Raw genomic sequence first — 17,139 nt, forward strand, 5'->3', positions numbered from 1 at the left:
GGATAAGTAATGTCTAAAAGAATACAAAAGAAAAGTGCCAGCGCGTTATTAGCGAAATTTAAAGCCAATCAATGTACGCCAGAAGAAATAGCCTGGCTTGAAAGTTGGTATATGAACTGGAATGCAGAGAACGAACCAGAATTATCTGAACTGGAACTGAAAGCTGTGGAAATAGAAATGAGCGAGGCTTTAGGCTTAACAAAAAGGGATACCCTGAAGTTATGGCCCAAGATTGCTATTGCTGCTTCAGTTTTATTCTTTTTAAGCGTTGCTTTTTATTTTTTCTATCTTCAACCAAAAGCAGAGCAGAAGCTATCTCATATCACGGATGTTAGCCCTGGAGGAAATAGAGCTGTATTAATTTTAGCAGATGGGAGCAAGATAGACCTAGAGGATGCCAAGTCTGGTGCATTGGCTAAAGAAGGTAATGTTTTAATCAAAAAATCTAAAGACGGACAATTGATTTATGATCTTTCCGGCACTGCTGCTACCAAAGGATCTGAAATTACTTACAATACGATAGAAACCCCACGTTCTGGTACTTATCAGGTGATTCTTCCAGACGGTTCTTCTGTTTGGCTCAATGCGGCATCCAAATTAAAGTTCCCGACAAGATTTGCAGGAAATGAGCGTAAGGTTGAGATAAAAGGTGAGGCCTATTTCGAGGTTGCTAAAAACCCTGTTAAACCTTTTCGTGTCCTATCAGATCATCAGCTTATAGAAGTATTGGGCACGCATTTTAATGTGAACAATTATACCGATGAACCATTTGTAAAAACCACGTTGGTTGAAGGTAGCATAAAAGTATCTAGCAAAGGTAGTAGCAAAATTATTAGGCCTGGAGAACAGTCGATAATTGGTTCGGGGGATAAAATAGAAGTCGTTTCTGTAAATACAGAACAGGTTGTAGCATGGAAAAACGGTTTGTTTAGTTTTAAAAGAGCTGATTTAGAAACTGTAATGCGGCAAATTTCCCGTTGGTACAATGTAGACGTTACTTATGAAGGAGAGGTTCCTGAAATCTCATTTACAGGAAAAATCTACAGAAATGTAAACCTGCAGGAAGCCCTGAAAAGCATCGGATACATCGGCATTAAGTACCGTATCGAAAATAATAAAGTAATCATAGAACCTGAAAAACAATAATATATAAATCCATTAACTAGAACCTAAACAACCAACTATGATCAAAAATCTACGACAGCAGAATTAAAATTCATTTGGTTAGCCATAAAAAAAACGGAGGCGCTTCTAACACCTCCGTATCATTTTATTGGGTTAACCCTTCTGTATTGGCGAGAGCCTAACAGATAAATAATTTGCGATTATTTCCTTGTTTTTAACCCAACATTTACAAATGTAATGAATTTTAGTTCCAATACTAAGGGCATCCCGCTATGCGTCGATTTGCCGCTAAAACAACTCTTCCAGGTTATGAAGTTAACAACGATAATTTTATTCATTTCCTTGGTGCAGGTCAGTGCCAAGGGATATAGTCAAATTACGCTCAACGAAAAAAATGCACCTCTGACCAAGGTGCTGGAAGCTATTGAAAAACAATCAGGATATGTGTTTTTATATAATGAGAGCAGTTTTCCTGTCAATAATCTCAGTATCACCACCAATAATGCAACAATTACGGAAGTATTGAACAAATACTTCAAGCCAATGGGTATTGCATACCAGATTATTGGTAAAAACATCACCTTAAAGCCTACACACGATATTGTTATTGCGATGGGCGCTGTTCGTAATATGAGTCTTATTGATGTCCAAGGAACGGTAAGAGATTCTCTTGGAAAACCCATACCAGGTGTAACTGTTAGACTGGTCTCCAATTCGATTAGTTTTAAGATGAAAAAAGCCAATACAACAGAACCAGCTGATAATCCGGTTTTGGAGACCAGAGAACATGTAACCATTACCAATAGAGACGGGAAATATACACTCTCTGCCGTTGATGATCAGGACATGATTAGTTTTTCTTCGCTTGGTTATATTACGCAAAATGTATCTGTGGCTGGTAGAAAAACTATCAATATTGTCATGAAAGAGGAGGTTCGAGGTCTAAATGAAGTGACGATTAATACCGGTATCTATACCCGTAAGGCCAATAGTTTTACCGGCTCTACTTTGGTTATTAAAGGTGAAGATTTGAAAAAAGTAGGTAATGCAAATATCTTCCAGGCTTTAAAAAATATCTCTCCATCTATGGTACTGGATAATTTTGCAATGGGCTCTAGTCCTAATGCATTGCCTGATATTCAGTTGAGAGGTACTTCTACTTTTCCGGCAGGAGACAACTCTGCCGCAGGTCTGAAAGGAAACTACGAGCGCAGTCCAAACCAACCTTTGTTTATATTAGATGGTTTTGAGGCTAGTTTAGAACGGATATTCGATTTGGATATGAACAGAGTCGAAAGCATTACCATTCTTAAAGATGCAGCATCAAAAGCCATTTACGGTTCAAAAGCCGCCAATGGTGTGGTAGTAATCGAAACTAAAAAGGTAGCCTCAACTAAACCACTGGTCACCTATAACTCAAGTGTCGACCTTGAACTTCCTGATTTAAGGAGTTATAATTTAACTAATTCCTTACAAAAACTGGAAGCGGAAAGGATCGATGGTTTTTATTTGACTCATGGATCTAAAACTGCTGATGAGTTGATTGCGCTGCAGCAATTATATAACTCGAGAAAAAAATTGGCTTTAGAAGGCCTTGATACCTATTGGTTGGCTAAACCACTTCAGAATGGTGTAGGACAAAAGCATGCGCTTTCTGTTGAATTGGGGGGCTCCGGATTAAATGTTATGGCCGATGTCTCTTATAGGGATGTAAAAGGTGCGATGATCGGATCAGGCAGGAAAAATATTTCCGGTAGTGTCATGACTTCTTATCGCCTGAATAACTTCTTATTCAGAAATATAATGAGCGTAAATAAAAATAATACGGTCGAATCTCCTTATGGTACATTTAGTGAGTATGCACAGATGAATCCCTATTGGAGAGCTGAAAATATTGATGGCAGTATTCCTTTTTATGCAGAATACCTTGGAGAAAATCCTGATGAGAAATTTACAAACCCACTTTATAATTCAACTGTAAAGTCAAAAAATACTACAAGTTACCTTAATTTTACCAATAATTTCTATTTGGAGTGGACGCTAATTCCTGGTTTAAAAGCGACCACACGTTTAGGCGTTGATATCAAAAACAGTGATGCGGATGAGTTCTATCCTTCAAGTCATACTAAGTTTGTTGATTTTACATCAGATGTGGAACTGCAAAGAAAAGGATCTTACCAGGTTAACAATGGAAAAGGTCAGACTTTATCTGGCGACTTAAACCTAAATTATGGGAAAACGATCAATAAACACGTCCTGTTTGCGAATGTTGGTTTTAATGTCAGTGAATTTAACTACAATGAAGTTGTTCATAAAGCAGAAGGATTTCCGAGTGACAGGGTAGACAATATCCTATTCGCAAGAGGGTATACATTAGATTCTAAACCTTCTGGTAGCTCTGCTATTAACCGGGAACTTGGGTTTTTGGGTGCTTTCTCTTATATGTATGACAATCGTTTTCTTTCAGATCTGACAGTTAGAACAAGTGCTTCTTCTCAATTTGGTGCCGACAAGCGTTGGGCTCCTTTCTGGAGTTTCGGTTTGGGATGGAACGTACATAATGAGCGTTTCCTGAAAAACTTTACTGCACTGAAACAATTAAAATTAAGAGGATCTCTTGGTTCTACTGGCAACTCTAACTTCCTGAATAACCAGGCAATTGCTACATATTCCTACTATCAGGATGCACTATATCAGGGCTTTCCCGGGTCATACCTGGTGAATTTAGCAAATTCAAATCTACAATGGGAGTCTAAATTTGATTACAATGCAGGGTTGGATGCAAACATCGGAGGCCTGTCGTTAAAGTTTGATTATTACAAAAGCTTTACAGAGAACCTGATTACCAATGTGAGTTTGCCAAACTCTACAGGTTTCAACACGGTTAAAGATAACCTGGGGAAAGTTCAAAATACTGGATTTGAGATTTATGGATCATATATACTGTACGCGGACAAAGGGAACTTTTTCACCTTAAATGCGAGTATCGAAACGAACAAAAATAAGATCATAGAGTTGTCTAACGCCATGAAAGCTTTTAATGCCAATATGGATAAACTTGCCGCTGATCAGGGAAATAGTAAACCAGTTAAAAAATATGAAGATGGAATGTCTATGAACGCCATTTGGGCGGTTCCTTCTTTAGGTATAGATCCGTCAACGGGAAATGAGATCTATGTAGACCGAAATGGACATACAACTTTTATATGGAATGCAAATGATATGGTTGCCAGAGGAAATTCTACACCCGACTATCAGGGAACATTAGGATTCTCCGGGGAATATAAAGGAATAGGTGCCAGCCTGACAGCAAGATTTCTGGGAGGTGGACAAATGTATAACCAGACCTTAGTAGATCGTGTGGAAAATGTTGATATGGCCTATAACGTTGATGAAAGGGTGATCACCGGACGATGGACAACCCCCGGACAAAATGCATTGTTTAAACGTTTGGGTACTTATTCTGTTCAGAACGAGGAGGGCGGCGCATCTGGTGAATCTCTCGATGAAAAGACAAGAGCAACCACTCGTTTTATTCAGAATAGAAATGAAGTCACTTTATCAGCGCTAAACATTTACTACTTGTTTAACAAAAAGATAACGGACAAACTGGGTATACGACGTCTAAAAGTTGGCTTTAATATGAATGAGCTGACTACTTTTTCCTCTATAGTGATTGAGCGAGGGACATCGTATCCGTTCGCAAGAACCATGTCATTCAATTTATCTGCAACATTTTAATTCAATTATCATGACTTCAAAATTGAAAAATATAACTTTCGCATTGTTTATGTTGTTGAGTATCAGTTCCTGTAAAAAAGGATGGCTTGATGTAAACTCAGGAACTGAGATTAATTCTGATACTCAGTTTTCATCAGAAAGTGGTTTTAAAGATGCCTTAATGGGCGTTTATATTGGCATGACCGACCCGGCCCTTTATTCGAAAGACATGACCTGGGGCTTGGTAGATATACTGTCGCATCAATACAGACCATTGACTGGTAATGAACAATATGTAGATATCTATAACTATAGTTATAAAACCCTTAAGGCAACTGCCCGAATAGATGCAGTATGGAATAAATCCTACAATACAATCGCCAACATCAATAATGCCTTACTAAACATTGACAAAAATAAAGCAAAGCTTGACCCCATAAATTATGCAATCATAAAAGGGGAGTTATTGGGCTTACGCGCATTTTTGCATTTTGATTTGATGCGTGTGTATGGATATGGTAACATTGCTAACCGTCCAGAATTGGCTGGTAAATTAGCCATTCCATATGTTACTGATTTTAAGAAGGAAATTACGCCCCAGTTATCTTATTCACAAACATTTGATTTGCTCTATAAAGATATTAATGAGGCAGTGGCTTTATTAAAAGAAGATCCTATTTATAACAATCCTAAAAAACCGACATCTTATTATGTGAATGTAAATCGTGATGGTTTTTACAACAAAAGAGAGCAACGTTTAAATTACTATGCAGTAAAGGCCTTACAGGCGAGGATATTGCTATGGCAGGGAGGAAGCACCAATGTAGCAAATGCCGCCTTGGCCGCAGAAGAAGTGATCAAAGACAGCCCGGCTAAATTGACCAATTCGGCTTCTGTTGCTACTAATCCTTCGCTTTATACTGAGCACTTATTTAATCTGAATGTAACAGGCTTTCTAAACATCATTAACACTTACCTAAAAGCGAATGATGCCAGTCTTACGAATACTTTGTACCTAACTAACACCCAGGCCCAATCGACTTTTGAAACAGCTAACGCTAATATTGGTTTGTCTGATTTTAGATACAATACCTTATTATCTGCGCAAACTCTTGGTATGGTACCCATTAAATATTTTCAAAGCTTAGCGTCCTCAGATGTTGGCAGAAACATTATGCCACTAATGAAGCTTCCTGAGATGTATTACATAGCAGCTGAATATTACATTGCTACAAACCCAGGTAAAGCAATTGAATACCTGGATAAAATCAGGGAAAATAGAGGTATTGTTCAGCCTATCCCGACGAACACAAATGTCGAACAGATCAAAACTGAACTGGATAAGGAGTATCAAAAGGAATTTATAATGGATGGTCAATTGTTTTTCTATTATAAGAGATTGGGAAAAACTACTTATCCCGGCTTGGCATCAACAATAGTGGCTAATGATAAGGTTTATTTGTTGCCATATCCGGCAACAGAAATAGAGTTTGGTAACAGGGTACAATAATTAAATTATACACGATGAAAAAGGCAAAGTATATACTTTTTATGGCCATTGCAGGAATATTGATGCTGCAAGCCTCATGCAAAAAAGATGAAATCTCATCTTTTACAGCTAGTCCTGCTGTTAACTTTACAACAAAGGCATTGGACTATTCATTTTTAGGAAACCCCTCAGCAGAATATATCCAGGAAATAGAAGTCAGGATTATTGGCAATACCGCGGATCATGACAGAACATTCAATGCCATTGTGGTTAATGATGCTGCTACTACAGCAAAACCAACGCAATACCGCATTATAGGCGGGGTAGTGAAAGCCGGAGAATTCACCGGAAAGTTATCAGTAGCATTGATTAACTCTGCGGAACTGAATACTTCCATCGTTAACCTTAAATTGAAACTAGCGGACTCAGAAGATTTTAAAGCAGGAAATATAGAGTCCAGTGAGTTCGTTGTAGGTTGGACTAATCAGATTGTATTGCCATCCTGGACTTACTATAGAATTTTCTTCTCTGTAGCATCCAGCAATAAAGTATACCAAATTATTGTACAGCTATCAGGATTAAAAACTTTAACAGCAGCCCAATTCAGAGCAATGGGACAAATAGCTGTAGAAGCAGAGGCCACTAAATTCGGTGATTATGTGAAACAATGGAATTTGGATCATCCAAATGACCATTTAAAACATGACACGGGAACCCTAATAGGACAAGATATTGTTCCGTTGTATTACACTAAATCTAAATATGACTAATCATGAACTATAGAAATTTAACACGATTATTCTTATTTATTGTAGGGATAACTTCAATAATTGCCTGCAAAAAGGATTTGAGTACCCTTGATTTGAATCCTATTGATGGCGCAAAAATAGATACCACAGGAAATGGCATCTTAAGCGTTTTTCAATTTGAAAACCTGGTTTTAACCCCTAAATTGACAACTAATCTTAGTGACGAAGATTTGACTTATGAATGGCGGATTAATCTACTTCCAAATGATACGACGACCACAGTGCTCAGTACAGCCAAGAATCTTGATGCCGAAGTTAGTCTTCCGCCCACCAAATCTGGTTCTTATCATCAGCTAGCCTATAGAATTACGGATAAACGTAATGGCCTAAAGTATATCATGAGCTGGCAGCTGACGATTAGGAACGGTATAGGTGAAGGATTGGTAATTGCAGAAACTAGTGATGGTATAAATGCTGATTTGAGTCATATTATGCACCCGCTTGTGACCAGAGATTTTACAGGAGAGCGTGTAAGACATAATATTTATTCGTCAATAAATGGAGGTAAAATTAGCGGTATTGTTAAGCAGATGCATTTTAATCCACTCATAACTGGCTTATTTGGGATAACCAATGCTGAAGTATTTAAGGTAAATACAGTGGACTATAAACTAGCAGGCAAAAATGAGGAATTGTTTTTTAACCATGTTGGTGCTTTTGCTCCCCAGTCAATAGCTGCTGTTAATCAGAGTTTTGTCTACATAGAAAACGGTAAATTTTATTCTAATTATCTTGAGGTAGCAAAAAAATGGGGTGTCGCATTTGACAGTAAATTTAATGTGCCGGCTCAGGTAGCTTTGGATGGTAATGTTAATGACCTGGTAACTGTAATGAATTTTTATGATGAGATTAAGGGCCAGTTTGTTTATCTGTCATCTGTACAAAGTTTTGGTGACAGGGCCATGCATGCTTATCCTTCTGTTTCTGGAAAAGCTTTTGATCCTGGAAATCTGCCCAATAAAGCAAATGTAGCTGCCGGACTTGGCCAGGATAGAGAACTGCTCCATCTCTTAAAGGACAAGACGAGTGGTAAGCTTGCACTTTATGTATTGAACAAATCATTTTACGATAATTCTGATATTTTAGTTATCCCGTCACCTAAGGCTGTTTATGATTTAAGTGCTGCTCCTGGGATCAATGAGGCCATTAAATTTGTGCTATATGATGAACAGCGAGTGATGTACTATGCAACCACATCAAAAATTTATGTGATGTTGTTTGGTGGGGGCACGCCAATTTTTGAAGAACGATATACTGCACCTGTAGGAGAGCAGATCACTACGCTGCAAATGTTTCAGCAATGCGATTACCCTTTCTTTAGTGGGGATTACATTGCAACGAATAACAAACAATTGATTGTGTCTACTTATACTGGAACCGAAGGTAAAGTCCATATTATGCCTATAAAAAGCGTTGGTTCCGGAACGCTTGACCTTCCAAACGTTAAAACTTTTACCGGCTTTGGTAAAATAACGGCCATCACTACTCAAAAATAAATGAGTATCCATGGATGGGCTTTCATTTTAACGAAAGCCCATCCCTTTTAACCTGATACAAACAACGAACACACACAAATGAAGAAAGTACTAAAGATAGCCCGTTTAGAGCTTAGTATACTGTTTTACTCCCCGATTGCATGGCTGATTCTGATTATCTTCATCATTCAAAGCGGCGTCACATTTACTTCCATGCTCAATGAGGTTGAAACAAAACAACAGCTTGGAAATAATCTCGAATTTTTAACTGCGGATATTTTTGGCGGTCTAAACGGTTTCTTTGCCGCCGTGCAGAAGAAATTGTATTTATATATTCCATTATTAACAATGGGTCTCATGAGCCGTGAAATCAGTAGCGGCTCTATTAAACTATTGCTCTCATCGCCATTAACCAATATGCAGATTATCTTAGGGAAATTTGTCGCCATGATGGGTTATGGTGCTTTGCTAATGCTGGTACTGTTGGGAATAACAGTGTCAAGCATTTTTGCGATTGAGCACCTCGATATCATGCATGTGCTGGGCGGAATTTTAGGTTTATACCTACTCATTTGCGCATACGCTGCAATTGGTATCTTTATGTCATCTCTAACCGCTTATCAAGTTGTTGCCGCGATCAGCACACTGGCTATTCTGGCTGCACTGAATTTTGTAGGAAGCGTTGGTCAGGCTTATGATTTTGTTAGAGACATTACTTATTGGATCTCTATATCTGGAAGAGCCGACAACTTCATTAATGGAATGATAGGCAGTAATGATATCGTTTACTTCCTTTTGGTGATTATAGCCTTTCTTACCTTGAGTATTATGCGGTTAAATGCTGGCAGGGAAATTAGAAGTCAGGCTGCTACCGCTACCAGATATACCCTGGTGATCGCAGCTATACTGATGATTGGTTATGTAACATCCTTACCTGTATTTATTGGGTATTATGACACCACACGATTAAAAACCAATACCTTAACTGATGAAAGTTTGGCGATTATCAAACAGCTGGATAAACCCTTAAGTATTACTACTTATCCAAACGTACTTGGCGCTTTTGTAAACATCGGGGCACCAAAAATGAGAAATTTCGAATTAAGAGCATTTGAAAAATACAGGCGTTTTTTACCTGGTTTAAAGTTTAATTATGTGCCTTATTATGACACTACACTTTATATACGCAATAAAACAAAGCCCCTTGAAGAGCAAGCCCTTCGTGCTGCTACGGCACAGGGTTACGACTTTGACAAGTTGTTGAGCCCTGTAGAAATTAAAAAGGTAATCGACCTTACACCGGAAGACAACTCCTTTGTCCGCACTGTAAATTATGATGGCAAACGGACTTTTCTACGGATGTATTTTGATATGATCGCTTATCCAGAAGAAGCAGAAATCTCTGCTGCCCTGAAGAGGTTCCTGGTAAAACCGCCAGTGGTGGGAGTGCTGAATCAGAATGATGAACGTAGTATCGACAAAACAGGAGATAAGGCCTACAAGAACATATTGAACACCATGTCAAGCAGGATGTCGCTGATCAACCAGGGCTTTGATATGAAACGTATAGATCTGTCTGCAGCCGAGCCTATTCCTGCTGATCTTGCGGTACTGATTATTGCAGATCCTAAAACCCCTTATACGGCAGCAAATCTTGAAAAGATAGCGGCCTATATTCAGAATGGTGGCAATGTATTAATTGCCGCTGAGCCAGGCAGACAAACAGCCTTAAATGGATTATTGAGACCCTTAGGTGTGGAGCTGATGCAAGGTGCCTTATTGCAGGAAAGCAAAGAATTGGATGTCAACATGGTGCAGGCTAAATTAACGCCTGAATCGGATGCATTAAAGTTTAATTATGCTAAAAAAAGTGTGGTTAACATGCCTGGTGTAGTCGGGATTCAATATCAACCCGTTCAAGGATATACTTACCTGCCATTACTTGCCACTGATGCGCAGTTGGTATGGAATAAATTAGGTGATTTTGATGCAACTGGCGTTAAAATAGCTTTTAACCCTGCAGTCGATCATAAAGCTAGCGTGCCTACGGTATTGGCGCTGATGAGGAAATTGCCTGGAAAAGAACAAAAAATTATCGTTTCTGGCGATGCGGACTTCATGAGCAATGCAACCATTTCAAAATCGGATGAAGTGATTGTAAACGCCGGATTTACCACAAATCTGTTTAAATGGTTTAGCAATGGCGAGTTTCCAATTGCGACTGTCCGTCCAAAATCAACAGACAACCATATCCTGATTTCACGTGAGCAAATCTCCTGGCTTAAAATTGGCCTCTTGGGAATTTTACCAGCATTACTTGCATTATCAGCAGCCTACATTTTAATTAACCGTAAAAGAAAATAACAAATCAGGCTGTATCATTAATTCGGGCATTGGTGATTCGTCATGCCGGTGCAGGCCGGTATCAGCATCTCGCACCAATTATATATCACTGATACAACCTACATATAAAATATAGAATATGAAGCAAAGCATCGCTAAAATAGCAAACCTTTCACATCGTTACAGTAGAGATTGGGCCATTAAAGACATCAGTTTCGAAGTTACTGAAAAGGGAATTTTAGGTTTACTTGGATCCAATGGTGCAGGTAAATCAACTACAATGAACATCCTATGCGGGGTAATTAACCAAACTGAGGGCGACGTCTTTATTGATGGTATTAATGTACGTAATAATCCTGTTGAGGCTAAAAAGCTGATCGGATTCCTGCCACAAAAAGCACCCTTGCATATGGAGTTAACTGTTGATGAATACCTTACACATTGCGCATACATGCGCTCTATTCCTGCTCATGAAATAAAAAACAGCCTTGATGTTGCTAAGGCTAAATGTGGTATTTCTCATTTTAGCAAAAGGGTATTGAGCAACCTATCTGGAGGCTATCAGCAACGGGTTGGTATTGCACAAGCCATTATCCACAATCCGAAGTTGGTGGTACTGGATGAGCCTACCAATGGACTAGATCCTAACCAGATTCTTGAAGTAAGAAAATTGATCAAAGAGATTGCTCAAGACCGATCAGTGATCCTGTCAACTCACATTTTATCAGAAGTTCAGGCAACATGTGATAACATCATCATGATAGAACATGGAAATATTGTATTTGCAGATTCTATGCATGCCTTTAACAACTATATAGAGCCGAATTCATTAATACTGATATTAGACTTTATACCTGAAATAGCAGAATTGGAAGCAATACCAGGTATAACTAAGGCCGAGTTGCTGCACAGCAATCAATTTAGGTTGCATTTTAATACCGGTCCCACAATAACCAAGACCATCATTCGTACTTGTCAGGATAAAAATTGGGCTTTGGCAGAAATATATCTTGAAAAAAGTTCATTGGATGGCATTTTTGCCCAGTTATCTAAGAAAACGGCTAAAATTTAATTAAAACAGGAAATGCAAAAAATTATAAGGATAGCCCGACTTGAGCTAAGTATATTGTTTTATTCTCCTATAGCCTGGTTGGTACTCATCATTTTTACTATACAAAGTGGCATCACTTTTACAGACATCTTGTATAGCCAGGAAACTTACCAGCAACTGGAACGTGCCCTTGGTCCAATGTCGAAAGTATTGTTCGCCGGAGAAAAAGGAATGCTGACGATCGTACTGGAAAATCTGTATTTATACATTCCATTGTTGACCATGGGATTGCTGAGTAGAGAAACCAGTAGTGGCTCCATTAAACTCTTGTTATCATCACCAGTTACAGTTACTGAAATTGTTTTAGGGAAATTTCTAGCCATGATGGCTTATGGCCTTATCCTGATATTTATTTTACTGGGCTTTGCATTAGCCGGATATGCTTCTATTGAGGCACTGGATGTATCATTTGTAATAGGAGGTATTTTTGGTATTTATCTGCTCATTTGTGCCTATACTGCCATCGGACTCTTTATGTCTGGTTTAACAGCTTATCAGGTAGTTGCAGCAATCAGTACACTGGCTGTACTGGCATGTTTAAATTTCATCGGTGAAATAGGAAAGGGGACCGATTTTCTTAGGGACCTTACGCATTGGCTTTCTATAGCCGGCAGGACGGAAAACATGATCAACGGAATGATCACGACTAAGGACACGATTTATTTTATACTAGTCATCGCATTGTTCCTTTTACTAACCATCATCAAGCTAAATTCGGGTCGACAGATTAGAAGTGCCGGATTTAAAATTATGCGCTATGCAGTGGTATTGCTGGTCTTTATTGGTTTAGGGTACATCAGTTCCCTGCCATCATTAACGGCTTATTTTGATACAACAAGGTTTAAAGACCGCACGCTTACTGAAAAAAGTCAGGAACTCGTTAAACGTTTTCCAAAACCACTGAAAATAGTCTCTTATAGTAATGTTATCGAATCCAACACTCAGTTTGGTGCTCCAGATAATAGGATTGGAGACATGGGGAGGTTTGAAATGTACGAACGTTTTAAGCCTGACATGAAGATGGAGTATGTAGCCTATTATGATTCTTTGGTTCGTTATAATGATACCACTAAAACATTAATAGCAAAGACGAAGCAGGCTGCTACTGCATTAGGGTTTAATTTTTCAGAGTTGCTAACGCCAGCGCAGATTAAAAAACGGATTAATTTAATTCCGGAAGAGAATAGCTTTGTCCGTTTTATAGAATATGACGGCAAACAGACTCCATTGAGGATGTTTCATGACATGTTTGTTTACCCAGGGGAGTCGGAGATCAATGCAGCACTTAAGAGATTGCTGGATGGACCTGCAACAGCTGGAATGTTGATTGGAAATGATGAACGTAGTGCGAATAACAGCAGCGACAGGGGATATCAGGCCATTACAAAGGGGCTAAATGTTAGAGCGTCATTGATTAATCAGGGATTTAATGTAGTTGACATTGATGTGAATCAGACCGATCAGATCCCTGATAGTTTGGCTGTATTGATTGTTGCCGACCCAACTATTCCATTTACTGCTGCGCAGTTGCAAAAAATCAATCAGTTTTTAGATGCTGGTGGTAATATGATGATTGCTGGTGAGCCCGGCCGTCAACAGATTTTAAATCCTTTGCTGGCAACACTCGGGGTTAATATATTGGATGGTACACTGCTGGAGGAAAGTGAGAATAATGAACTTGATTTTGTTCAGTCATTTTTTACGCCAGCAGCTGAAGCCTATAAGATGTCATTTTATGAAGATGCGATAGTCAGTGTGCCTGGTGTTGCAGGATTGGTTTATCATAATGAGGGTTCTTATAAAAAACAACCGATACTCGTTAGCAACGGACAGATAAGCTGGAGAAAGTCAGGTGCTTTCGATCTTAAAGATAAGATCGTTTTTGACGCTTCAAGCGAGCAAAAGGAGAGTTATCCCGTTGCACTGGCCGTAACCAGAAAAGTTGCCGGGAAGGAGCAGCGGATTATGGTGATGGGAGATGCCGACTTCATGGCTAATATTGAAGTCTCAAGAAGTCTTACCCACGGCGTTAACGCAAGTTTTGTAATTAAAACAATGAAATGGTTTAGTGATGGTAAGTATCCTATTTCTAATCCAAGACCAAAAGCCATAGATACGACTATTTTGGTGAACAGAAGCAAGATAAATATTCAAAAAGCATTGTTTTTAGGGCTGATACCACTATTGATTGGTGCTTTGGGTGGAGCCATTTTATTTAGAAGAAAACGAAAATGAGATTATTAAGAATATTACCTATTGTATTACTTTCTGCTTTTTGCATTTATAGCGCAGGCGCACAGACGGTCCCTGCAGGAGCTAAGGATCAACTGATGCTGGATGTTGGTGTAAAAGTGGGTAAACTGCCTAACGGATTTACCTATTACATCAGAAAGAACATTGAGCCGAAAAATAGGGCCATATTTTACCTGGCCAATAAGATTGGTTCTATTGTGGAAACAGAGGAAGAACGTGGGTTGGCTCATTTTACAGAACATTTGAGTTTTAAAGGAACGACACATTTTCCTAAAAATAAAATGATCGATTACCTGCAAAGTGTAGGTGTTCGTTTTGGGGCAGACTTAAATGCCTATACCAGTTTTGATGAGACCGTTTATCAGTTGCCGATTCCAACAGACAACCCAGAGGTGGTCAAACAAGGGATTCAAATTATGCGTGACTGGGCAGGTGCGGCGTTGATAGAAGCCCAGGAAATGGAGCCGGAAAGGGGAGTTATCCTGGAAGAGAAAAGACTCCGTAAGAGTGCGGAGGAGCGTATGCGTGAAATCTATTGGCCAGTCTTACTAAACCATTCCAGATATGTAGATCGCCTGCCAATTGGCACAGAACAAGTGATTAAAAATGCAAGTCTTAGCACAATTAAAAACTTTTACCAGCGCTGGTATCGTCCGGATCTGGAAGCATTGATTGTTGTCGGAGATTTTGATCCTGCGGTAATGGAAAAAATGATCATCGAGAAGTTTTCTGACTTTAAAGCGCCAGACCAAGTTGAAAAGAGAATTCAATATGGTGTTAACCTTGATGGGAAAAACCAGTTTATAAAAGTAACAGACCCGGAATATACCTCAAGAGTAATCCAAATCATGAGCAAACACCGATCTGATGTGACGAGAACAAGGAATGATCTGAGAGATAATCTGATTGCTGGGATCTACAATGAACTGATCTCCTCACGATTTAGTGAGCTGCGTAAACAAGCAAATCCTCCTTATTTGCAAGGGGGAACCAGCATTGGCAATTTTTTCAAAGGAGTAGACGTTGCCTCGACAGTCGTTGCAGCAAAACCAAATGAATTAGAACGTGGATTTAAGGCGGTTTATACAGAATTGGAACGGGTTAAACGTCATGGTTTTATACAATCTGAGCTCGATCGGGTGAAAAATGAAACGCTGAATTATCAGGAATCAGTCTATAAAGAAAGAGATAAAACGCCATCTGTTCAGTATGTTAAGGAGTACTTGCAGCATTTTTTAAACGGAGAAATTAGTCCGGGGAAAGAATATTTATATCATTTTTATAGAGATGAAATAATGAAGATTTCTCTTGAGGATATCAATGCATTGGTTGCTAAGTACTATGTTGATGCCAATCGGGATATTATGGTATTAGGTCCTGAAAGTGAAAAAGCCTCCCTCCCAGAAGAATCTACCATTTTGAAATGGATAGCGGAAGTTAAAAATACTGAAGTTTCAGCTTATTCTGATAATTTGGTCGATTTACCACTTCTACAAGAAGTGCCAAAAGAAGGAAAGATTGTTAAAGAAACTAAAATTAAGGGGCTTGATATAACTGAATTGGTATTGGGCAACGGAATCAAAGTGGTTTTAAAGCCTACCAATTTTAAAAATGACCAGGTACTTTTTTATGCTTTTAGTCCTGGGGGTAATTCCCTTTATCCAGATCATGATTATCAGTCTGCAGTTAATGCAACTACATTGGTTGCAAGCAGCGGACTGGGGCCATTTGATGCTAAACAATTGCCAAAAATGCTGTCGGGTAAATTGCTGAATATCTCCCCATACCTTTCCGAGCGTTATGAAGGTTTTAAAGGGAGCACTGCTCCAAAAGACTTTGAAACTACTATGCAATTACTCTACCTTTATTTTACTGCGCCTAAGGCCGATGAAGCTATATTTAATGGTTTAGTAGCTAATTATAAAAGTAGTTTACTCAATCGTGAAAATATTCCGGGACTGGTATTTTCGGATACTGCAAATGCGGTGTTGGGGAGTTACCATCCACGTAGAACCGGACCAAGTTTAGCAAAAGCCAATCAAATTTCTTTTAAAAAGGCTTACGAGATCTATAAGGAAAGGTTTGCTGATGCATCTGATTTTACCTTCATTTTTACGGGTAATTTTACGGATAGTACCATACGTCCTTTACTGAAGCGCTACATTGCTTCTTTACCTTCCATAAAACGAAAAGAAAGCTGGAAAGATGTTGGTGTCAGAACGCCAAAAGGAATCATCAGAAAGGATGTTTATAAAGGCACGGAAGATAAAGCTACTGTTCAATTGGTCTTAAGCGGTGATTATAATTATGGAGTACAGCAGAATATTGCAATGGACGCTTTACAGGAAGTATTAGATTTCAGGTTGTTAGAGCGGTTGAGGAAAAAAGAAAGTGGTGTTTACACACCTGATATTTCCGTAAGCTATGCTAAGTATCCTATTCCAGAATTTAGGGTTGGCATCTCATTTGGCTGTGCACCTGAAAAGGTTAATTCATTAATTGCAGCGGTTGAAGAGGAGATCAAAATACTAGTAAAAGAAGGTATTACTATGGACGAACTGGCGAAATTTAAAGCAGAACAAAAATTAGCTATGGAAACGCAACTAAAAACTAATGCTTTTTGGAATAGCTACCTGGTAGATGTTTATCGGGAACATAAGGATCCCGCAACGCTTTTTAATTATGATAAATTGCTTATAGATTTGAAACCTATAGACATTCAGAATGTAGCAAAGCGCTACCTTAACCTAGAAAATTACATCACTTTTGTCTTGTATCCTGAAGTTAAGACGAGTAAGTAATTGAATATACCAG

Annotated in this window: 9 protein-coding genes; all 9 read left to right on the top strand. The window is 38.8% G+C overall.

What is annotated here, in order from left to right; translation table 11 throughout:
* Positions 1-9: 9 nt before the first annotated feature.
* The 9 genes from EZ444_RS07760 to EZ444_RS07800 all read left to right on the top strand — a co-directional run bounded on the left by EZ444_RS07760 (position 10) and on the right by EZ444_RS07800 (position 17,126).
* Positions 10-1,146: a FecR family protein gene (locus EZ444_RS07760; protein ID WP_131608156.1), complete on the top strand. Its 1,137-nt coding sequence runs from the start codon at positions 10-12 to the stop codon at positions 1,144-1,146.
* A 288-nt stretch (positions 1,147-1,434) separates the two neighbouring features.
* Positions 1,435-4,866 carry a SusC/RagA family TonB-linked outer membrane protein gene (locus EZ444_RS07765; protein WP_131608157.1) on the top strand — a complete coding sequence of 1,144 codons (3,432 nt, stop codon included), beginning with the start codon at positions 1,435-1,437 and terminating at the stop codon, positions 4,864-4,866.
* Between the two features lie 10 nt (positions 4,867-4,876).
* Complete coding sequence (locus EZ444_RS07770) at positions 4,877-6,355, top strand: RagB/SusD family nutrient uptake outer membrane protein (protein WP_131608158.1); 1,479 nt, start codon at positions 4,877-4,879, stop codon at positions 6,353-6,355.
* Between the two features lie 14 nt (positions 6,356-6,369).
* Positions 6,370-7,104, top strand: coding sequence for a DUF4843 domain-containing protein (locus EZ444_RS07775; RefSeq protein WP_131608159.1), 735 nt, complete (start codon positions 6,370-6,372; stop codon positions 7,102-7,104).
* A gap of 2 nt (positions 7,105-7,106) precedes the next feature.
* The gene (locus EZ444_RS07780; protein WP_131608160.1) at positions 7,107-8,639 is read left to right on the top strand and encodes a PKD-like family lipoprotein; all 1,533 of its coding nucleotides are present in this window, start codon (positions 7,107-7,109) and stop codon (positions 8,637-8,639) included.
* 78 nt (positions 8,640-8,717) lie between these two features.
* The gene (locus tag EZ444_RS07785; protein WP_131608161.1) at positions 8,718-10,982 is read left to right on the top strand and encodes a Gldg family protein; all 2,265 of its coding nucleotides are present in this window, start codon (positions 8,718-8,720) and stop codon (positions 10,980-10,982) included.
* A gap of 118 nt (positions 10,983-11,100) precedes the next feature.
* Entirely contained in the window at positions 11,101-12,033 is a 933-nt protein-coding gene (locus EZ444_RS07790) for an ABC transporter ATP-binding protein (RefSeq protein WP_131608162.1), read from the top strand.
* A 12-nt stretch (positions 12,034-12,045) separates the two neighbouring features.
* Complete coding sequence (locus EZ444_RS07795) at positions 12,046-14,307, top strand: DUF2194 domain-containing protein (protein WP_131608163.1); 2,262 nt, start codon at positions 12,046-12,048, stop codon at positions 14,305-14,307.
* A complete protein-coding gene (locus tag EZ444_RS07800) occupies positions 14,304-17,126 on the top strand; it encodes a M16 family metallopeptidase (RefSeq protein WP_131608164.1) in 2,823 nt (940 codons plus the stop codon). The genes EZ444_RS07795 and EZ444_RS07800 overlap by 4 nt, the downstream gene beginning before the upstream one ends.
* Positions 17,127-17,139 lie beyond the last annotated feature (13 nt).

It is taken from the genome of Pedobacter hiemivivus (assembly GCF_004331685.1).
GTDB classification, from domain to species: Bacteria; Bacteroidota; Bacteroidia; order Sphingobacteriales; family Sphingobacteriaceae; genus Pedobacter; species Pedobacter hiemivivus.

Coding starts and splice junctions, on each gene's coding strand:
- EZ444_RS07780 (WP_131608160.1), top strand. CDS start 7,107: ATGAACTATAGAAATTTAACACGATTATTCTTATTTATTGTAGGGATA.
- EZ444_RS07795 (WP_131608163.1), top strand. CDS start 12,046: ATGCAAAAAATTATAAGGATAGCCCGACTTGAGCTAAGTATATTGTTT.
- EZ444_RS07760 (WP_131608156.1), top strand. CDS start 10: ATGTCTAAAAGAATACAAAAGAAAAGTGCCAGCGCGTTATTAGCGAAA.
- EZ444_RS07775 (WP_131608159.1), top strand. CDS start 6,370: ATGAAAAAGGCAAAGTATATACTTTTTATGGCCATTGCAGGAATATTG.
- EZ444_RS07800 (WP_131608164.1), top strand. CDS start 14,304: ATGAGATTATTAAGAATATTACCTATTGTATTACTTTCTGCTTTTTGC.
- EZ444_RS07790 (WP_131608162.1), top strand. CDS start 11,101: ATGAAGCAAAGCATCGCTAAAATAGCAAACCTTTCACATCGTTACAGT.
- EZ444_RS07770 (WP_131608158.1), top strand. CDS start 4,877: ATGACTTCAAAATTGAAAAATATAACTTTCGCATTGTTTATGTTGTTG.
- EZ444_RS07785 (WP_131608161.1), top strand. CDS start 8,718: ATGAAGAAAGTACTAAAGATAGCCCGTTTAGAGCTTAGTATACTGTTT.
- EZ444_RS07765 (WP_131608157.1), top strand. CDS start 1,435: ATGAAGTTAACAACGATAATTTTATTCATTTCCTTGGTGCAGGTCAGT.